This window comes from Peribacillus frigoritolerans, from assembly GCF_040250305.1.
Taxonomy (GTDB): Bacteria; Bacillota; Bacilli; order Bacillales; family DSM-1321; genus Peribacillus.
On sequence record NZ_CP158190.1, the window covers coordinates 50,255 to 70,999 of the forward strand.

The following is a 20,745-nucleotide window of genomic DNA, read 5'->3' on the forward strand; positions in this document are numbered from 1 at the left end:
AAGAATTCGGATATCCTCACAAAAAAACGGGTTTTTTGTTTGGTAATGTCACTAAGTAATGATTTAACTACGAAAATTCGGTTTCATAATTAATGAAATAGTTCGTTTACATAATTTTTCATTTCCCAGGATATAATAAAATTGTTCGCGATTTTGCCGGATTTCAGATAAAAATATATTGACTACATTTTTAAGTGCTGATATAATTTATTATTTTGTTTGCGTATATTTGTAAATTGTGATATACTTAACTTAGTGAGGTGGACCGAAAATGCCAAAAACTCTAGCTGATATTAAAACTGCACTTGATTCAAACCTAGGTAAAAGATTGCTCTTAAAAGCAAACGGTGGAAGAAGAAAGACTGTAGAACGATTTGGAACTTTGGCGGAAACTTATCCGGCTGTTTTTGTAATTGAGCTCGACCAAGATGAAAATGCGTTTGAAAGAGTATCTTACAGCTATGCGGATGTTTTAACGGAAACCGTAGAACTAACATTTTTAAACAAACAACAAGAGATTTAACTTAGACGAGGCAGCGAACAACTATGTTTGCTGCTTTTTGTTTTGTATAAAATATCCTGTGAGTCCCAATAAAGGCTTATAAAGGATGTAATGAAATAGCGTATGATGCAAACACTAGGCATGTGACGGCATGTGAAAGGGGTTGCTTCGCTTGAGCAGGAAAAAAGGGATTATGTCAAATGGTCTTAAAGAGGAATTGGCTAAAGAACTTGGATTTTACGATGTTGTCCAGAAAGAAGGCTGGGGAGGAATCCGGGCGAGGGACGCAGGGAACATGGTAAAACTTGCTATCGAAAAAGCACAACGTCAATTGGTGAACAAGGAGTAAGATAAACACTTAATTGTATCATGCCGTCATGTTGAAAGTAGCCGGACTCTTTATGCAATGTATAGCTCTATTCATTTTTGCTTACATTGTAGTTAAGGAGTCTGGTTTTTTTATGTATCGGTAATTGCTATTTGGATATGTAGCAAGTCTTTTGGGATTCAGGAAGTGGCTGCTCTCCATGTGCCTACATGTGTCTATTCCCCTCTAAAGGCCAATCTTAGCTTCATTACATTGAAATTACGATGAAAAAACCTTTAGAATATAAACAAATATGATAGAATAGGACAAGAACTTTTAAGAACGTTAAAGTAGGTGGACATATTGAAGCTTATGGAAAAAGCCCCGGCTAAAATTAATTTGGCTTTGGATGTGCTTTTCAAACGGCCTGATGGGTATCATGAGGTGGAAATGATCATGACGACAGTCGACCTTGCCGATAGAATTGAACTAAAGGAAATAACGGGAAATCATATCCAAATTCTATCCCATAATCGATTTGTTCCGGATGATCATCGGAATTTAGCTTATCAAGCCGCATTTATTCTAAAGGAACGTTTTGGAATCAATAAAGGTGTTTCTATAACTATAGAGAAAAATATCCCTGTAGCCGCAGGGCTTGCTGGTGGAAGCAGTGATGCCGCAGCTACATTAAGAGGCTTAAATAGACTGTGGAAGCTAGGTCTTTCCATGGATGAACTTGCGGAAATAGGAGCTGAAATTGGCTCTGATGTTTCATTTTGTGTATACGGAGGTACGGCATTGGCCAGAGGGCGCGGGGAAAAAATCACGCATCTTCCTGCACCGCCAAAATGCTGGGTCATCTTGGCCAAACCGACGATCGGCGTTTCGACAGCTGATATATACAAAAGGCTCCAAACTTCAAAAATGGAGCATCCGGATGTACCTGGAATGATTACGGCTATTATGGAAAACAATTATCACGATGTATGCGAGGGGTTGGGCAATGTTCTGGAACAGGTGACATTGCAGTTATACCCAGAGGTTGCGAACATTAAAGATCAAATGAAGACATTTGGAGCAGATTCGGTCTTGATGAGCGGAAGTGGTCCGACCGTTTTTGGTTTGGTGGAACATGATTCGCGCATGCAAAGAATTTATAATGGACTTCGCGGATTTTGTGATCAAGTCTATGCAGTCCGTTTACTGGGTGATCGAAACAATCTTGAATAGAAACGTACATTAGTGGTATAGTTGCTATATAATATTCGGAATTCACAAAGGGGGTGTCTCAATGAAATTTCGTCGCAGCGAGAGGCTAGTCGATATGACCAATTATTTATTAGAACATCCGGGGGAACTTGTTTCGCTGACTTATTTTGCTGAAAGGTATAGTTCGGCAAAATCCTCGATCAGTGAAGATTTGACGATCATCAAAGATACCTTTGAACAACGCGGGATAGGATCTTTGACAACCGTTCCAGGTGCGGCCGGTGGAGTGAAATATATTGTTTCCATCAAGGAAGAGGAAGCCAATGCCTTCATTGACGGATTATGCGATACGATCGCTAGTCCTGAAAGGCTGCTTCCTGGCGGTTATCTATATATGACAGACATATTAGGACATCCGCAAACCGTGAATAAGGTTGGAAGGATAATCGCTTCAATGTATGCCAAGAAAAATGTCTCAGTCATCATGACAATGGCAACCAAAGGGATATCATTAGCATACGCCGTGGCAAATTATTTGAATGTTCCAGTTGTCATTGTAAGAAGGAATAATAAAGTAACGGAAGGTTCTACAGTGAGCATCAATTATGTTTCGGGCTCTTCAAAGAGGATTCAGACTATGGTACTCTCTAAAAGAAGCTTGGTTGAGGGTTCGAATGTATTAATTGTAGACGATTTCATGAAGGCTGGGGGTACCATCAACGGTATGGTCAGTCTATTGGATGAATTCAAGGCAACAGTTGCAGGAATTGCGGTGCTGGTCGAATCCGAACATACGGAGGAGTGCCTTGTCGAGGACTATGTTTCATTAATCAAGTTGACACAGGTGGTCGAAAGAGACAAGAAAATCAATGTCAGCCGAGGCAATTATTTTACGAAAAAGGATTAGGGGGAATCATTTCATGAAAACGATACATACGGATGAAGCACCGGCAGCGATCGGACCATATTCACAAGGCGTGATCGTGGATAAGTTATTTTTCAGTTCAGGACAGATTCCACTTACTGCTTCTGGTGAGATGGTTACAGGGGATGTCAAGGAACAAACACACCAGGTCTTTAAGAATCTCCAAGCTGTATTGAAAGAAGCTGGGGCTTCATTGGAAACTGTCATTAAGGCTACAGTATTCATTAAAAGTATGGAAGATTTCGGTTCGATTAATGAAATATACGGAGAATATTTTTCTGCTCACAAACCTGCTCGCTCTTGTGTAGAGGTTGCTCGGCTTCCGAAAGATGCACTAGTGGAAATAGAAGTGGTAGCGCTCGTTAAATAAACGGGCGTTTTTTTATTTTTTTGAAGGCAATTCGTAATGGGTAATTTTCCTGTAATATATGGGTGATTTTTAAAGTTTTTAAAAACTAGGCTGAATTTTCTAAAAAAATTACAGATAATAGAAGGAGTTCACGTTTTTTTGTTGAATATGTACTTTAAGTTTTAACAACAACAAAAAGGGATGGTGAGCTTAAATGGAAGTAACTGACGTAAGATTACGCCGTGTGAATACGGATGGTCGTATGAGAGCTATCGCATCAATTACACTGGATAATGAATTTGTGGTTCATGATATTCGTGTGATCGACGGAAACAATGGTTTATTTGTAGCAATGCCAAGTAAACGAACTCCAGATGGAGAATTCCGGGATATCGCTCATCCAATCAATTCCTCGACACGCGGGAAAATTCAAGAAGCTGTCTTGACAGAATATCATCGATTGGGAGAACTTGAAACTGAATTAGAGGAAGCTGGAGCAGGTGCTTCTTAAAATAACTTTACTTTTAAACTTTAAATTTATAATTCGTGCATCTAGAGCCTACTTCATAAGTAGTGCTCTTTTTTATTATTCAAAAACGGATAAGTTTAGAACTTTTCCGCTTATCATGCAGACATTTACTTTAATGAATTGTTAAACCTACGTTGTTATCTTCAAAAGTTTAAGTACCCGTCCTTTTTAATTTTTAAACCTTTTTGTCCACCCAGATATTGAAATTCCTGTAAGTGAGATTTAAGGGATACCACTTACTCTAGCCATCTGGCTGAAGATGAAATGTATTGGTAACCTGATTTCGGAATGGGAGTTAACAAAGGGTGAAGTATGCCCAAATGGCTTGTACATAGTGTATGGCGCACCATGGCAGTGTTTTGGGATAATGGGGGTCAACTGGTGTTCTAAAAGGCAGGAGACATTGTTTCTGTATTATGCCGTTAATGAAAATGACATCGAACATGATGTAAAATAATTCTCCAAGGTCCTATAATAACATTTTTAAGGCAGTTTGATATCGAACTTTTTTCACCTGATCGGTTGACAATTATATGTACTTTTAATTGTTACCTTGAAAAGAATCACTATTTGAGATAATATTTTTAGTGGATAAAAAGGTGAAAATGGAGGCCTGTTATGAGTAATCGTTATGCAATAATATTGGCCGCTGGGCAAGGTACTAGGATGAAATCTAAGCTTTATAAGGTTTTGCACCCTGTTTGCGGGAAACCAATGGTACAACATGTTATCGATCAAGTCAATCAACTTCAAATAGAAGATATTGTAACAGTCATCGGCCATGGAGCTGAAAAAGTTCAAGAACAACTTGGTGATTCATGCAAGTATGCCTTACAAGAACAGCAACTAGGTACGGCACATGCTGTAATGCAAGCGGAAAGCGTTTTATCCGTAAAAAATGGTACGACCCTTGTTATTTGCGGTGATACGCCTCTGATTAAAGCGGAAACGATGAAAGAGCTTATAGCATTGCATGAGCAAAGTCAGGCGAAAGCAACAATCTTAACAGCATATGCAGATAACCCTGCTGGCTATGGAAGGGTCCTTCGCGGTGAAGGCGGACTTGTAGAAAAAATCGTCGAGCATAAGGATGCCTCTGATGAAGAAAGATATGTTAAGGAAATAAATACCGGTACATATTGCTTCGACAATCAAGCATTGTTTAACGCGCTGACAAAAGTTTCAAATGAAAATGTCCAGGGAGAATATTACTTACCGGATGTCATTGAAATCTTAAAACAGGAAGGCGAAGTGGTGACGGCCTTCCAATCCAGTGATTTCGAGGAAACATTGGGTGTGAATGACCGTGTGGCTTTATCGCAGGCTGAACAAGTTTTACGGAAACGCATCAATGAAACGCATATGAGGAATGGTGTAACGATCATCGATCCGCTTACTACGTTCATTGAAGCGGATGTACAAATCGGGCAGGATACAGTCATTAACCCTGGGTCATTCATTAAAGGAAAAAGTATTATCGGGCAGGATTGCTTAATTGGCCCGAATACGGAAATCAGTAATTGTGAAATTGGTGATGGAACGGAAGTCCTCCAATCGGTTGTACATGAAAGCAGTATTGGAAGTTTTGTAAAAATCGGTCCATTCGCACATGTTAGACCTCAATCAGATATTAAGGATTCCGTTAAGATCGGTAATTTTGTCGAAATTAAAAAGACCGTTTTTGGCAAAGGAAGCAAAGTATCGCATTTGAGTTATATTGGTGATGCAGAGGTTGGGGAGAATGTTAATATAGGCTGCGGATCTATTACCGTGAATTACGACGGGAAAAATAAATATTTGACGAAGATTGAAGACAATGTTTTCATAGGCTGCAATTCTAATCTAGTTGCACCTGTAACGGTAGGAGAAGGAGCATATGTAGCTGCTGGGTCAACCATCACCCAAGATGTACCGCAGGATGCCCTATCCGTTGCTCGGGCTCGTCAAGTTAACAAAGAAGATTATGTCAAGAATTTGAAATTTAATAAATAACCGACGGAGGTCATCATGTCAAATCAGTATTTAGATCCTAATTTAAAAGTATTCTCTTTAAATTCAAACTTCGATTTAGCTCAGGAAATTGCTGCTGCAATCGGTGTTGAACTTGGAAAATGTAGCGTAACAAGTTTCAGTGACGGTGAAGTTCAGATTAATATTGAAGAAAGTATTCGTGGCTGTGACGTATACGTAATCCAATCAACAAGCCAACCAGTCAATGAAAATTTAATGGAACTTTTAATTATGATCGATGCTCTTAAACGTGCTTCAGCTAAAACGATCAATATTGTAATGCCATATTACGGTTATGCCCGACAAGATCGTAAAGCGCGTGCGCGTGAACCAATTACAGCTAAACTTGTCGCAAATCTTTTAGAAACGGCTGGTGCCCACCGAGTAATCACATTAGATCTTCACGCACCACAAATTCAAGGTTTCTTCGATATTCTGATCGATCACCTTGTTGCTGTTCCGATTTTAGCTGATTTCTTCAAGGAAAAAGATTTAAGTGATATCGTCATCGTTTCCCCAGATCATGGCGGTGTAACACGTGCCCGTAAAATGGCCGATCGCCTAAAAGCGCCGATCGCCATTATCGATAAGCGCCGTCCAAGACCGAACGTGGCTGAAGTCATGAACATCATTGGTAATATTGAAGGGAAGACAGCAATACTGATTGATGACATCATCGATACTGCAGGAACTATTACACTAGCGGCCAATGCCCTTGTGGAGAATGGCGCTAAAGCAGTGTATGCCTGTTGTACACACCCAGTCCTTTCAGGTCCTGCCATCGAAAGGATTCAAAATTCAACGATCAAGGAATTGGTCGTGACTAACTCGATTGCCCTATCTGAAGATAAGAAAATCGATAAAATTGTTGGACTTTCTGTAGCACCATTGATTGCAGAAGCAATTATTCGTGTGCATGAGGAACAATCGGTCAGCACATTATTCGATTGATAACATAATAAACGAAAACACGGCGGGCCATCGGGCTCGCCGTGTTTTTGTTTAAAGTTTCAGAAAACACCCAATTCTTAGTTGACAGATGAGAATAGTAATAATAAAATAGCTATACAAATTCATTTCATTTTCAAATGAAAACTGTAGTACTAACGCAGGTGCATACTGGTTAACGCCGATCGGACTACCGAAGGCTCCTTTTCACTTACCAATAGAACATTAGGCATCATTTTGCCCTATTGTCTTATCGGTGAAGGAAAGGAGCCTTTTATTTTTATATAAATAGTTTAAGAAGGGTGTGCAGAATATGAAGAAAAAACGAAAGATATGGCTGCTGTCCATCTTCAGCATCTTCATGCTGATAGTAAGTGCATGTGGGCAGGAAAAGAACAGTTCCACAAGTGCTGACGCAAAAGAATCAGATAAAACCATCCGAATCGGTTATCAAAAATTCGGGACATTAAATATTTTAAAATCAAAAGGGAATCTGGAAACGCGTTTAAAAGAAGTGGGATATACCGTCGATTGGACTGAATTCCCTGCAGGACCTCAGCTGCTTGAAGCCTTGAATGTCGGCAGCCTTGATTTTGGGCACACAGGGGAGGCGCCGCCGATATTTGCACAGGCAGCCAAGGCTCCGCTTGTCTATATTGCCAATCAACCGGCAAACCCATCAGGAGAGGCCATAGTCGTACAAAATGATTCACCCATTAAAAATGTGAAAGATTTAAAGGGAAAGAAGGTTGGTTTGAATAAAGGTTCCAATGTTCATTATTTATTGGTCAAAGCTTTAGAGGAAGCAGGACTTACTCTTGATGATATTACCCCGGTCTACTTGCCACCGGCAGATGCGAGGGCCGCTTTTGAAGGAAACCAAATTGATGCCTGGGTAATATGGGATCCATTTTTATCAGCGGCGGAATTGGAGCTTGAAACGAAAACGATCCGGGATGGAGAAGGACTGGTTGCGAATCGTGAATTCTTCTTGGCAACTGATTCATTTGCCGGGAACGAAGAGGCTTTGAAGATCATCAAAGAAGAACTGATAAAAGTTGATAAATGGATTGAAGAAAACCCAAGGGAGGTCGCTGAGTTTTTATCTCCGGAAATTGGAATGAGTGTGGAGGCATTGGAAAAAACATTAAATAGAAAAGAATACGGACTTGAGGAGATTTCCAGTACGGTTTTGGATGATCAACAAAAGATTGCCGATACATTTTTTAATCTTAAATTAATTCCAAGCAAGATTAATGTTCTAGATGCATCTGCAGATGTTAAAAAAAATTAAGGGGGAAATAAAATGAAAGTATTTTGGTTTTTGCCATCACATGGGGAAAGTCGCTATTTAGGATCGACAAAGGGAGGGAGAGCGATTACACTTCCTTATTTAAGACAAATTGCACAGGCAGTCGATCATTTAGGTTTTGAAGGGGCTTTGCTTCCAACAGGCCGGTCTTGTGAGGATGCTTGGGTAGTTGGTTCTTCATTGATTTCTGCAACGGAAAGAATGAAATTTTTAGTTGCGATCCGTCCAGGTTTAATGTCGCCAACCTTGGCTGCGCGTATGGCTTCAAGCTTCGACCGGTTGTCGAATGGCCGTCTTTTGATCAATGTTGTAACTGGGGGGGACCCAGTCGAATTGGCAGGTGATGGCGTGTTTCTAAATCATGAGGAACGCTATGAGCAAACAAATGAATTTCTCGATATCTGGAGAAGGGAAATGTCTGGTGAGAGTGTGGACTATGAAGGGGAGCATCTAAAGGTTGAAGGCGGGAATATTCTGTTGTCACCTGTACAAAAACCGTACCCACCGCTCTATTTCGGAGGTTCATCCGAGCCAGCCATCGATATATCGGGAAAGCATATTGATGTCTACTTGACTTGGGGTGAGCCGCCGGTGCAAGTTGCTGAAAAAATTGAAAAGGTACGTAAAAAAGCAGCCGAGTACGGACGTGAAGTCAGATTCGGCATTCGCATGCATGTCATTGTAAGAGAAACGGAAGAAAAAGCTTGGCAGGCAGCGGACGAACTCATTAAATATGTGGATGATGAAATGATTGAAAATTCACAAAAGATTTTTGAGCGATTTGATTCAGTGGGACAGAAGCGGATGTCGCAACTTCATAATGGAAGCAGGGATTCACTCGAAATCAGTCCAAATTTATGGGCGGGTGTAGGTCTAGTGCGCGGTGGTGCCGGTACAGCACTAGTCGGAAGTGCGGAAAATGTTGCCGCCAGAATGAAGGAATATGAAGAAATCGGAATAGAATCCTTTGTTTTATCCGGGTACCCTCACCTGGAAGAAGCGTACCGTGTGGCGGAATTATTATTCCCTTTACTCCCTGTCGAACAGCAGCAAGTTCCTGTTTCGAAAGCGACGAGTCCATTCGGGGAAATACTGGCAAATGACCACTACCCTACAAAAGGAAGTGAAATTGAAGATGAAGTTAAACAAAAAGTTCAATAGGTTCCACCTCATATCATGGCTTGTGCCCATTCTCCTTTTGGTAACTTGGCAGCTGCTGTCTTTGTGGGGGATTCTGTCGGAACGGATATTGCCTGCCCCGACTGAAGTCTTTCAAGCTGGCGTCGCTTTATTGAAAACAGGGGAACTTATAGATTATATCGGCATCAGTGCTCAGCGGGCATTCATCGGCTTTTTAATCGGCGGGGTCATTGGTTTTGTACTAGGGTTGTTAAATGGATTATCATCCATTGCTGAAAGCTTATTCGATACATCGCTTCAGATGTTGCGTAACATTCCGCATTTAGCTTTAATACCACTGGTGATTCTATGGTTTGGTATAGAAGAAGAAGCGAAAATTTTCCTTGTCGCTTTAGGGGTTCTATTTCCTATCTACTTAAATACATTTCATGGAGTGAAATCGGTGGATAAGGATTTAATTGAAGCGGCAAGGGTTTATGGGTTAAGTGGTTTTTCTTTATTCTGGAATGTGATCCTCCCTGCAGCCTTTCCATCCATTTTGGTGGGTATCCGCTTCTCCCTTGGAATCATGTGGGTCACATTAATTGTCGCAGAAACAATATCCGCCAATTCCGGAATAGGATATATGGCAATGAATGCCCGGGAATTCATGAGGATGGATATTGTTGTTCTCAGTATTCTCTTATATGCCTTATTGGGAAAAATATCGGACGTTGCGGCCAAATTAATTGAAAAAAGATGCTTAAAGTGGCATCCATCATACCAATGAGGAGGTCATTAATATGATAAATGGTAATTCGTTGGAGTTGCAGGGTGTAAGAAAGGATTTTGGGGAGTTTGAAGTATTAAAGGGAATGGACCTCACATTTAAAAAAGGGGAATTTGTAGCCATTGTCGGTAAGAGTGGGTGTGGAAAGAGCACCTTGCTTCGTCTTGTGGCAGGACTGGAACAGCCGACGGGCGGGCAGATACTGGTGAATGGAAAGCCATTGAATGGATTAAATAAATCGTCACGTACGATGTTCCAGGATGGAAGGCTGTTTCCTTGGAAAAAAATCCTTGAAAATATTGGTGTAGGCTTAAAAGGGGATTGGAGGCCAAATGCTATGGAATTACTGGAGCAAGTGGGCCTTGCAGATCGAGCAAATGAGTGGCCGTCCGTTTTATCTGGGGGGCAGAAACAAAGGGTGGCATTAGCGAGGGCATTGGTGAACCAGCCTGACATACTCCTCTTGGATGAGCCGTTGGGGGCATTGGATGCTTTGACGAGAATTGGCATGCAAAGGCTGATTGAGGAGCTATGGAGGAAAAGGGACTTTACTGCCTTGCTTGTTACACATGATGTTGAAGAAGCCGTAATGCTTGCCGACCGTGTCATATTAATCGAAGAAGGCAAAGTCGTCATGAATAAGGAAATCAATCTGCCGAGACCGCGGAAAAAGGATAGCATTCAATATTCATCACTAGCAGTCCAAATCCTTAACCGGGTGATGCAAGTTGAGGGGGAAATGGAAAAAAAGGCGATTCACGCTTGAATCAGAGAAAAAAATGAAAAAAGATTTTGCAGAAAATACCTATGTTTACCATATGTTTATCACCTTCTTGCTCCCTTCGGATTTTACCTTTCATGTTTAATGATTCGCCATTTAGGGAAATGTTAAATATAGAGAAACTTGCAATTCATATTCAGGAAGGCGGAGGATGTATGAGTAATATATTAGCTGCGAAAGAACGTACGGATTCAAAACACTCTAATTTAAGGAATTTGAGAGAAAACGGCGAAATCCCTGCGATAGTATATGGCAATAAAAATGACAGTACGGCCATTTCAGTCAATAATATTGAGCTTCAAAAGACAATCAAGGAAATAGGCCGTAATGGAATCATTTCATTGGACTTGGAAGGTAAGAATTATAAAGTCATGCTCTCTGACTATCAAAAGGATCCAATAAAGAACTCCATTTATCATGCAGACTTTTTAATTGTAGATATGTCCGCCCAATTACAGGCACAAGTTCGCATTAACCTTGTCGGTGTTTGTAAAGGCGTGAAAGACGGCGGGGTCCTTCAGCAGTCTCTTCATGAAGTGACGGTTACGGCTAAACCTAATGACATTCCTGACTCCATCGATGTTGACGTTACCGAACTTCAGGTAGGGGATACAATCTACATATCCGATATCCAAACGAATAAACAAGTTACAATCGGCAATGATGGTGAAGAAGTCGTTGCATCTGTTTTGGCTCCTCGCCAGGAAGAGGAAATAAGTACAGGTGAACAGCAAGATGGCGGTATCCCTGAAAATGAAGAAGGCAGGGAAACCAAGGCATCACCAGAGTCATGATGCCGGGATTAAACAAGTGAATCGTGATATAATAGGCGTAGCTCTTAACGAGTTACGTCTTTTCAATCTCTGGATGCATCCATTTAAGCCGGACCATGATTGACTTCTTTAATTAGGGTTTTTCCTAATTAGTTCTCCGGTCGCTTGCAGGCAAGCTTGAAATTAGGGTACTATTTTTCTAAGGTCAATGATCTTGGAAAAACTTCGTCCCAGCGTAACTCCCTAAATAACGGTAATGACGGAGTGTGAATCATGAAAATTATTGTAGGGTTAGGGAACCCAGGTAAACAATATGAAAAAACTCGGCATAACGTCGGATTTGAAGTAATAGATGAGTTATCCAAAAGATGGTCGATCCCACTTGATCAAGCAAAGCATAAGGGGATCTATGGTGTGGGAATGGTGAAGGGAGAAAAAGTTTTATTGCTTAAACCCTTAACCTACATGAATTTGTCAGGGGAATCCATTTCGGCTGTCATGCATTTCTTTAAGGTGGATATCGCGGATGTTGTCATTATATATGATGACCTTGATTTGCCTCCAGGGAAGCTTCGCCTTCGTCAAAAAGGAAGTGCAGGCGGTCATAATGGGATAAAATCTTCAATTGCCCATTTGGGTACACAGGAATTCAATCGAATCAGAATAGGCATTGGCCGCCCGCTTGGCCGTATTCCGGTATCTGACTATGTTTTAGGGCGTTTTTCGCCTGAAGAATGGGATCATGTCGGGGCAACGATCGAAAAAAGCGCAGCTTCTTGTGAAGCCTGGTTGGAAAAACCATTTCTACAGGTCATGAACGAATATAACCAATAAGCAGAGAGTAGATATAAGTAAAGAATAATATCTTCCTGTTTCGCTGAATAAAACCCCTCTACTTTTGTACATACTAACACTATTACTAAAATAGGGGGTTACCAAATGGCTCTCCATTATCGATGCCGACATTGCGGAACTAAGCTGGGCTCAATCGAGGCACACTCACTGAGTACGGAGCAGTTAGGTTTTAATCAACTTACCGATGAAGAGCGACAAGAGATGATCGTTTATGATTCTGAAGGGGATATGCATGTAAGGGCGATATGTGAAGACTGTCATGAATCGCTGCAAAGAAACCCTGATTTATATGAAAACGATTATATTATTCATTAGCGGGAGAGGGCTTTGGACAAAATCCAAAGCATTTTTCCGTTTGTCTGGAATACCAGGGCACAAAAAAATGCCGTTAATAAAAAGGACGCTTGGTTAATTGGCCAAGTTCTAATACAAAGATTTCAAATGGTTTTCGCACGTTAAGAGAGGGGGGAAGAAAATGAATGGATTACAGAACTTGTTCTCCAAACAAGATGATGTTCATTCGTTAATAGCCGGCATTGATGAAGGACTTAAGGAGCAAATCGTCTCTGGTCTGACAGGTTCCTCGAGATCACTATTGCTGGCTTCCGTATATGAAAAGACGAATAGGCCTATTTTATTGGTTACCCATAATTTATTGCAAGCACAAAAATTCCAAGAGGACTTATCCAGTTTCATTCCCGAGGAAGAATTATATATATATCCAGCCAATGAATTGATCGCGGCTGATTTGAGTGTAGCCAGCCCGGAATTAAGGGCTCAACGTGTAGAGGCATTGAACTTTTGGGCGGAAGGAAAGAAAGGGATTGTCATTGCGCCAATTCCAGGGGTGCGTCGTGTGCTTCCTCCAAAGGATATTTGGAAGAGGCATCAGCTAACGTTTAATTTAGGGGAAGATATCGAGCTTGAACCAACGCTTAATAAATTCATTGCCATGGGTTATAACCGGTCTGAAATGGTTGCTTCTCCAGGTGAATTCAGTATCAGGGGCGGCATCATCGATATTTATCCGATCACCGAACCTAATCCAATACGAATTGAATTATTCGATACCGAAATAGATTCAATAAGGACCTTTTCAAGTGAAGATCAGCGATCCATCGAGAAACTCAAGAAGGTGACGATTGGTCCCGTCAGTGAGGCTTTGCTAGAGACGGAGCATATCGAAAGAATCATAACAAGGCTCGAGAGCGGATTAAGTAAAAGCTTGAAGAAACTTAAAGACGAGAAAACCAAGGAACAGCTGGTTCAAACGGTCAGTTATGAACTTGAACAGCTGAAAATGGGGAATATACCCGACAAAATCTTTAAATACTTAAGTTTAGCGTATGAAGATCCAGCTAGTTTAATAGATTATTTACCGGTAAATGGTTTGGTTTTCTTAGATGAAATCAGTAGAATCCAGGAAATCAATGATTCATTGGAAAAGGAAGAGGCTGGGTGGTACACAGACCTTTTAAGTCAGGGACAAATTATCCATGACATAAAATTGGCTCATCCCATGCAGGAATTAATAGTGAAATCCAGCAGGCCGTTTGTATACCTTTCATTGTTTTTACGGCATGTACCGCATACGAATCCTCAGAATATCCTGAATTTTGCCAGTAAACAAATGCAAAATTTCCATGGACAGATGAATGTGTTCAAAGCTGAACTGGAACGGTGGAAAAAAGGGAAATATACAGTCGTCATACTTGGACAGGATGAAGAACGGGTAAAAAAGCTGCATTCGGTTTTAGCCGATTATGATATAGAGGCAGCAGAACTGTTTAATGCGAACAGCATTCTTCCAGGTAAAGTACAGATTTTACGCGGCAGTCTGAATAGCGGTTTTGAATTACCTATGCAAAAGTTCAGTATCATCACGGAAACGGAATTGTTTAATAAAAAGTCAAAGAAATCAGTACGGAGACAGAAACTATCGAATGCGGAGCGAATCAAGAGTTATTCCGAACTGAAGATCGGTGACTATGTCGTTCATGTTAATCATGGTATCGGTAAATACTTGGGTATTGAAACCCTTACGATAAATGGGGTCCATAAAGATTACCTGAATATTCGTTATCAAGCGGATGACAAATTGTATGTTCCTGTCGACCAAATTGATCTTGTCCAAAAATATGTCGGTTCTGAAGGAAAAGAACCGAAGCTCTATAAGCTAGGCGGAACGGAATGGAAACGTGTCAAAAGCAAGGTTCAATCATCTGTTGAGAACATTGCCGATGATTTAATCAAGTTATACGCAGAGAGGGAAGCGGCAAAGGGCTATGCCTTTTCACCTGATGGTGATATGCAGAGAGAATTCGAAACATCATTCGCTTATAACGAAACGGAAGATCAATTACGTTCCATAGTCGAAATCAAAAAGGATATGGAACGGGAACGGCCGATGGATCGTTTATTATGCGGTGATGTTGGATATGGGAAGACAGAGGTGGCCATCCGAGCCGCTTTTAAAGCCATAATGGATGGCAAGCAGGTTGCATTTCTTGTTCCGACCACAATCCTCGCCCAGCAGCATTATGAAACATTAAGGGAGCGTTTTCAAGATTATCCGATTTCGATTGGTCATATGAGCCGTTTCCGGACTAAAAAACAGCAAACCGAAACGATTAAAGGATTGAAGGCCGGCACGGTGGATATCGTGGTTGGCACGCATAGGATTTTATCCAAAGATATCGTGTACCGCGATTTGGGATTGCTTATCATTGATGAAGAACAGCGCTTTGGCGTTACACATAAGGAAAAGATCAAACGGTTAAAAACTAATGTGGATGTACTGACTTTGACTGCGACGCCGATTCCGAGGACACTTCATATGTCCATGTTGGGCGTGAGGGATCTGTCCGTCATCGAAACACCGCCTGAGAACCGGTTCCCGATCCAAACTTATGTCATGGAGTATAATGGCTCATTGGTAACGGAAGCGATAGAACGGGAATTGGCCAGGGGTGGTCAGGTTTATTTCCTTTACAATCGGGTAGAGGATATAGCAAGAAAAGCAGAAGAAATTTCCATGCTGGTGCCCGATGCCCGTGTCACCTTTGCTCATGGGCAAATGACAGAGCAAGAACTGGAAGCCGTCATGTTCGGCTTTTTAGAAGGTGAATATGATGTTTTGGTAAGTACAACCATTATAGAGACGGGTGTCGATATTCCGAATGTCAATACGCTTATCGTGAATGAAGCGGATAGAATGGGACTTTCACAGCTCTATCAGCTGCGTGGGCGTGTAGGACGATCCAATCGGGTGGCATATGCATTCTTCACTTATAGGAAAGATAAAGTGTTGACGGAAGTGGCAGAAAAACGTCTTCAATCCATTAAGGAATTTACAGAATTGGGTTCAGGGTTCAAAATCGCGATGCGTGATTTATCCATCAGGGGAGCCGGAAACATTCTAGGGGCTCAACAACATGGCTTCATTGATTCAGTCGGTTTTGATCTGTATTCACAAATGTTGAAAGAAGCGGTAGATGCGAAACGTAATGACCAGCCAGCCGAAGAAAAGAACACCCTTGAAATCGACGTTGAAGTGGATGCTTATATCCCTGATGCCTACATAATGGATGGACATCAGAAAATAGAAATGTATAAAAGGTTCAGAGGTATTGCTTCGCTAGAAGAAGTGGAAGAATTACAGGATGAAATGATCGATCGTTTCGGAGAGTATCCAGAAGAAGTTTCCTATTTATTCATGATTGCCGAAATGAAGGTATATGCTGAAAAGGCCGGAATTGAAAGCATTAAACAATTAAAGCAGGAAATCAGCATTATCCTTAGGGAAAAGGTCAGCAGCGATGTGGATGGACAAAAGGTGTTCGAGCTGGGATCGAAGTATGGCCGTATGGTCGGCTTCGGCATGGACGGCAATAGAATGAAGCTGGTCCTGCACATAAAAGGCGTAGAACAAAGCAAATGGCTTAATATCTTATTTGAGATGACCAAGGGTTTACAGTATGTAAAAAAAGAGACGCAAGCCACAAAAAACTAAAATTGAATGATAGTCCTCTTGGAGAAATTTTTTTAGGTACCATGGTAAAAAAATGCAACAAAAAGAAAAATTTTTTCAAAGTGCATAGAACTTACCATTAGAAAAATACTAAGTACAATAGCTGGTGATGATTTTGCTACAAAATGAGGATTTATCAAATCAATTAGATGAAAGTGAGGCAACATTAGATGAAAGCAACTGGTATCGTTCGCCGAATTGATGATTTAGGAAGAGTCGTCATCCCGAAAGAAATTCGCAGGACCCTCCGTATCCGTGAAGGAGATCCACTGGAAATATTTGTGGATAGAGATGGAGAAGTCATCCTAAAGAAATACTCCCCTATTAGTGAATTAGGCGATTTTGCTAGGGAATATGCAGAAGCACTTTATGATAGCCTTGGAAACCCAGTTATGATTTGTGACAGGGATACTTACATTGCAGTGGCAGGCGGCTCCAAAAAAGAATACTTAAATAAAAGTGTTAGTGAACTAGTGGAAAAAATCATGGAAGAAAGAAATCCTGTCCTCGAATCTCCGAACGGACAAGTTTCATTCGTTGATTCCAATGATGAAGAGGTCCAATCTTATACTGCAGCTCCGATCATTGCGAGTGGCGACCCGATTGGTGCAGTCTTGATTTTCTCTAAAGATAGTACCATTGGTGAAGTGGAACAGAAATCGGTTGAAACAGCAGCAAGCTTCCTAGCTAGACAAATGGAACAGTAACCTTGGACATGCCATTATATTTTTAAAGGTGGAAAGGGCAGCAATCGCGCTGTCCTTTTTGCAATTTCAAAAAAAGAAGTGGATATGGAAAATAATTAACAGTATGGCTAGAATCGAAAAATAACCATTAGAATTATGCTATAATAACTACCACATATGAGTGAAAAGGGGAAAAAAGAATGGCTGAAAAGCCTAATAAAACATCAAATGAACTTTTTCGAGGTGCACTGATTTTGAGCGCAGCTGCGATTATCGTAAAAGTATTGAGTGCGGCCTATCGCATACCTTATCAGAACATTGCGGGTGACATCGGGTTTTATATCTATCAACAGGTCTACCCCTTTTACGGTGTTGCTTTTACATTATCAACACTCGGCTTTCCGGTAGTCATATCCAAACTTATTGCTGAGCGGGAGTCTTCCAAAAATAACTTTGCTGTCAAGGACATTTTAATGACATCATTCATCGTCTTAAGTTCGATAGGAGTCATGATGTTTGCTGCACTGTTCCTTGGCGCTGATTGGATTGCTGGATGGATGAAGGATCCGCATTTAGCCGGTCTGCTGAGAATCGTTGCCTATTCTTATCTATTAATGCCGATTTCATCTGTTTTAAGAGGCTATTTTCAAGGAATAAACGACATGTTACCGACGGCAAGTTCGCAGGTCGCTGAACAATGCATCCGTGTGTTGACGATACTGGTTCTTTCCACAATATTCGTGTATCAGGACTACTCTGATTATGTTGTCGGCAAGGGGGCGGTCCTCGGTTCGATAACAGGCGGCATAACTGGCCTGGTACTGCTTATTGCTTTCATTATTTTAAGAGAAGAATGGAAGCTCTTTTTACAAATGAGAATCAAACCGGTAAATTTCATCAAAATCTCAAAAGTCCTGATTTTTCAAGGGTTGGCCTTTTGCATAACTGGCTTGATCCTTATCTTGTTTCAGTTTGTCGATTCACTGCACCTATATTCCCTTCTAAGGGAAACGGGGATGGGGGAAAAGGAAGCCAAAGAATGGAAAGGGGTATATGACCGGGGACAGCCTTTGCTTCAGCTAGGCACAGTCGTGGCTAATTCTTTTGCATTGGCGCTTGTACCTGTAATATCCGGATTCGTTCAGAGGAAAAGTGAACATGAATTATTGAATAAAATCAAATTGGCGCTTCGTGTAAGTGCGACGATAGGACTCGCAGCTGCGATCGGGTTGGTGGTGACGATGAAGCCTGTCAATCATATGCTGTTCACGGATGTTAAAGGGACCATTACTTTAGCAATTTTCTCTTTATCGATTTTATTCACATCCATCATAATGGCAGAAGCGGCAGTGATTCAAAGCTTAGGCTATTCGTTCATACCGGTGATCATTACGCTTGTGGGGGTAGTCAGCAAGTGGGCTTTGAACCTTGTCCTGGTGCCCCATTATAAAATCGCGGGAGCAGCCTCGGCAACAGTGCTTGCGTTTATGATCATGACTGTATTATTTTATGTGGTATTGAGAGTACATATTAAAAAGACATTAATTGAAAAGAAGCACGTGTTAATAATCTTGAAGAGTACTGTTTACATGGGTACGGCCGTTGTTTTATTCAATGGCTTATTCGAATTGATGGCCCAAAGCGAGAGCCGGTTGTTAGCTACGATCCAAGCTTTGACCGGTGTAGGGATCGGTGCAGCCGTTTTTGTGATGACTGCCATTCGTGCAGGCTTAATTGGTGAAGAAGAACTTGCACTTATACCTGCAGGTTCAAAGCTTAAACGATTTATAATAACGAATAGGAGTATACGAAATCATGAATGAGATTACGATAATAGGCCTTGGTGCAGGGGATTTAGATCAGCTTCCACTAGGAATTTATAAAAAATTGCTACAAACAGAACAATGCTTTGTCAGAACGATTGATCATCCGGTAATCGGGGATTTGAAAAGGGAAGGAATCAATTTCACGGCGTTTGACGGGATATATGAAAAGCACGACCAATTTGAAGCGGTATATGAAGAAATTGCCGGAACATTATTACAAGAGGCTTCAAACCGTTCCGTTCTATATGCAGTTCCGGGGCATCCTATGGTAGCGGAAAAAACGGTTCAGCTTTTGCTCGAAAAGGGTCCGGCTCTTGGAATAGCCATTAAGCTGGAAGGCGGGCAAAGTTTCCTTGATCCCTTGTTTCAGGCTGTTAAAATCGATCCGATTGAAGGGTTCCAGCTATTGGATGGAACAGATCTTTCACCAGATGATTTGCACATTACCCAGCATATGATAATCGGACAGGTGTATGACGCATTCAGTGCGTCCAATGTGAAGCTGACTTTAATGGAAAAGCTACCGGATGACTACGAGGTATATATCGTTACAGCGGCAGGAAGCAGTCAGGAAAAAGTGACAAAATGCGCTCTGTTCGAACTCGACCGTCAGATGGAGTTAAGTAACTTGACGAGTGTTTATGTCCCGCCTGTTAGTGAAGAAGCTTTACGATACAGGGAGTTTTCTAAGCTGCGTCAGGTCATCGCAGAACTTAGAGGTCCTGACGGATGTCCTTGGGATAAGAAACAAACTCATGAAAGCTTGAAGAAATATCTAATAGAAGAGGCATATGAGCTGATTGATTCCATCGATGAAGAGGACGATGAGGGCATGGTTGGTGAACTTGGGGATGTACTGCTTCAAGTGATGCTTCATTCACAAATCGGTGAAGATGAGGGCATGTTCACGATAGACGATGTGATTGAAGGCATTACGGCGAAAATGATTCGACGCCACCCTCATGTATTCGGAGATGTTGAAGTGAACGGCGAGGAAGATGTATTAGTGAACTGGCAGAAAATCAAAGAGAATGAAAAAGGGAGCGAAACAAAAGCTCTGCAATCCATACTGGATGGGATTGAGAAATCGCTGCCAAACTTACTTCGGGCCGAAGAGTACCAAAAAAGGGCTGCAAAGGTTGGATTTGATTGGGATGAGGTTTCCGAAGCCTGGAAAAAGGTCAGGGAAGAAGTACAGGAATTGGAAGCGGAAATATTAAGCCCGAACAGGGATGTCGAAAGAATAAAATCAGAGCTGGGCGACCTCTTTTTTGCGCTTGTCAACATTTCACGTTATTATGACATACAAGCGGAAGAAGCCGTCTACAAAGCAAACCAGAAATTCCACCGGCGTTTTACATATATAGAAGAGTGCATTCAAAGGGCAGACAAAAAGTTTGAGGATTATACATTGGAAGAACTGGATTCATATTGGGATGAAGCAAAAGCTAAAGGACTTTAATTAAGGGAGAGATTTTAATGTCGATGAGATTGGATAAATTCCTAAAAGTTTCGAGGTTGATCAAGCGCCGCACACTTGCGAAAGAGGTTGCGGATAAAGGGAGAATCACGATTAACGGACAACAGGCCAAAGCAAGTTCGAATGTGAAAGATGGCGATGAATTGACTGTACGATTCGGTCAAAAGCTCGTTACGGTACGTGTCGATAAAATTCAAGAAACGACGAAAAAAGAAGCGGCTGCAGATATGTATACCATCGTTAAGGAAGAAAAGCTAGCGGAGGAGTAAGGACAGGCTTGGTTCTAATTCCGCTCCCACGGACATACACTT

20 protein-coding genes are annotated in these 20,745 nt (G+C 41.3%); all 20 read left to right on the forward strand.

Going from position 1 to position 20,745, the window contains the following annotated elements:
* The first annotated feature begins 271 nt into the window (after positions 1-271).
* The 20 genes from veg (at position 272) to ABOA58_RS00355 (ending at position 20,703) form a co-directional block, all read left to right on the forward strand.
* Positions 272-523 carry a biofilm formation stimulator Veg gene (gene veg, locus ABOA58_RS00260; RefSeq protein WP_061440325.1) on the forward strand — a complete coding sequence of 84 codons (252 nt, stop codon included), beginning with the start codon at positions 272-274 and terminating at the stop codon, positions 521-523.
* A gap of 151 nt (positions 524-674) precedes the next feature.
* The gene (locus ABOA58_RS00265) at positions 675-851 is read left to right on the forward strand and encodes a small, acid-soluble spore protein, alpha/beta type (RefSeq protein WP_101225905.1); all 177 of its coding nucleotides are present in this window, start codon (positions 675-677) and stop codon (positions 849-851) included.
* Positions 852-1,172: 321 nt separating this feature from the next.
* Positions 1,173-2,042, forward strand: coding sequence for a 4-(cytidine 5'-diphospho)-2-C-methyl-D-erythritol kinase (ispE, locus tag ABOA58_RS00270; RefSeq protein WP_350300841.1), 870 nt, complete (start codon positions 1,173-1,175; stop codon positions 2,040-2,042).
* Between the two features lie 61 nt (positions 2,043-2,103).
* Positions 2,104-2,928, forward strand: a complete 825-nt coding sequence (gene purR / locus ABOA58_RS00275) for a pur operon repressor (RefSeq protein ID WP_350300842.1) — start codon at positions 2,104-2,106, stop codon at positions 2,926-2,928.
* Between the two features lie 13 nt (positions 2,929-2,941).
* Positions 2,942-3,316: a RidA family protein gene (locus ABOA58_RS00280; RefSeq protein ID WP_350300843.1), complete on the forward strand. Its 375-nt coding sequence runs from the start codon at positions 2,942-2,944 to the stop codon at positions 3,314-3,316.
* Positions 3,317-3,509: 193 nt separating this feature from the next.
* A complete protein-coding gene (gene spoVG, locus ABOA58_RS00285; protein WP_034316332.1) occupies positions 3,510-3,806 on the forward strand; it encodes a septation regulator SpoVG in 297 nt (98 codons plus the stop codon).
* Between the two features lie 636 nt (positions 3,807-4,442).
* The gene (gene glmU, locus ABOA58_RS00290) at positions 4,443-5,816 is read left to right on the forward strand and encodes a bifunctional UDP-N-acetylglucosamine diphosphorylase/glucosamine-1-phosphate N-acetyltransferase GlmU (RefSeq protein ID WP_350300844.1); all 1,374 of its coding nucleotides are present in this window, start codon (positions 4,443-4,445) and stop codon (positions 5,814-5,816) included.
* Positions 5,817-5,831: 15 nt separating this feature from the next.
* Positions 5,832-6,785: a ribose-phosphate diphosphokinase gene (locus tag ABOA58_RS00295; protein ID WP_061440331.1), complete on the forward strand. Its 954-nt coding sequence runs from the start codon at positions 5,832-5,834 to the stop codon at positions 6,783-6,785.
* 310 nt (positions 6,786-7,095) lie between these two features.
* Positions 7,096-8,076, forward strand: coding sequence for a sulfonate ABC transporter substrate-binding protein (locus tag ABOA58_RS00300; protein ID WP_350300845.1), 981 nt, complete (start codon positions 7,096-7,098; stop codon positions 8,074-8,076).
* A 12-nt stretch (positions 8,077-8,088) separates the two neighbouring features.
* Positions 8,089-9,255 carry an FMNH2-dependent alkanesulfonate monooxygenase gene (gene ssuD, locus ABOA58_RS00305; protein ID WP_350300846.1) on the forward strand — a complete coding sequence of 389 codons (1,167 nt, stop codon included), beginning with the start codon at positions 8,089-8,091 and terminating at the stop codon, positions 9,253-9,255.
* The gene (gene ssuC / locus ABOA58_RS00310) at positions 9,230-10,003 is read left to right on the forward strand and encodes an aliphatic sulfonate ABC transporter permease SsuC (RefSeq protein ID WP_350300847.1); all 774 of its coding nucleotides are present in this window, start codon (positions 9,230-9,232) and stop codon (positions 10,001-10,003) included. Before ssuD ends, ssuC begins: the two co-directional genes overlap by 26 nt.
* A gap of 13 nt (positions 10,004-10,016) precedes the next feature.
* On the forward strand, positions 10,017-10,769 hold the full coding sequence (locus ABOA58_RS00315; protein WP_350300848.1) for an ATP-binding cassette domain-containing protein: 753 nt from the start codon (positions 10,017-10,019) through the stop codon (positions 10,767-10,769).
* 170 nt (positions 10,770-10,939) lie between these two features.
* Entirely contained in the window at positions 10,940-11,578 is a 639-nt protein-coding gene (locus tag ABOA58_RS00320; protein WP_350300849.1) for a 50S ribosomal protein L25/general stress protein Ctc, read from the forward strand.
* 252 nt (positions 11,579-11,830) lie between these two features.
* On the forward strand, positions 11,831-12,391 hold the full coding sequence (gene pth, locus ABOA58_RS00325; RefSeq protein WP_350300850.1) for an aminoacyl-tRNA hydrolase: 561 nt from the start codon (positions 11,831-11,833) through the stop codon (positions 12,389-12,391).
* Positions 12,392-12,496: 105 nt separating this feature from the next.
* Complete coding sequence (locus ABOA58_RS00330) at positions 12,497-12,727, forward strand: anti-sigma-F factor Fin family protein (RefSeq protein ID WP_034316319.1); 231 nt, start codon at positions 12,497-12,499, stop codon at positions 12,725-12,727.
* A gap of 160 nt (positions 12,728-12,887) precedes the next feature.
* Complete coding sequence (mfd, locus tag ABOA58_RS00335) at positions 12,888-16,424, forward strand: transcription-repair coupling factor (protein ID WP_350300851.1); 3,537 nt, start codon at positions 12,888-12,890, stop codon at positions 16,422-16,424.
* 188 nt (positions 16,425-16,612) lie between these two features.
* Complete coding sequence (gene spoVT / locus ABOA58_RS00340; RefSeq protein ID WP_063574550.1) at positions 16,613-17,149, forward strand: stage V sporulation protein T; 537 nt, start codon at positions 16,613-16,615, stop codon at positions 17,147-17,149.
* Between the two features lie 179 nt (positions 17,150-17,328).
* Entirely contained in the window at positions 17,329-18,951 is a 1,623-nt protein-coding gene (locus ABOA58_RS00345) for a putative polysaccharide biosynthesis protein (RefSeq protein ID WP_350300852.1), read from the forward strand.
* Complete coding sequence (mazG, locus tag ABOA58_RS00350) at positions 18,944-20,416, forward strand: nucleoside triphosphate pyrophosphohydrolase (protein WP_350300853.1); 1,473 nt, start codon at positions 18,944-18,946, stop codon at positions 20,414-20,416. The genes ABOA58_RS00345 and mazG overlap by 8 nt, the downstream gene beginning before the upstream one ends.
* A gap of 23 nt (positions 20,417-20,439) precedes the next feature.
* Positions 20,440-20,703: an RNA-binding S4 domain-containing protein gene (locus ABOA58_RS00355; protein ID WP_034316386.1), complete on the forward strand. Its 264-nt coding sequence runs from the start codon at positions 20,440-20,442 to the stop codon at positions 20,701-20,703.
* Positions 20,704-20,745 lie beyond the last annotated feature (42 nt).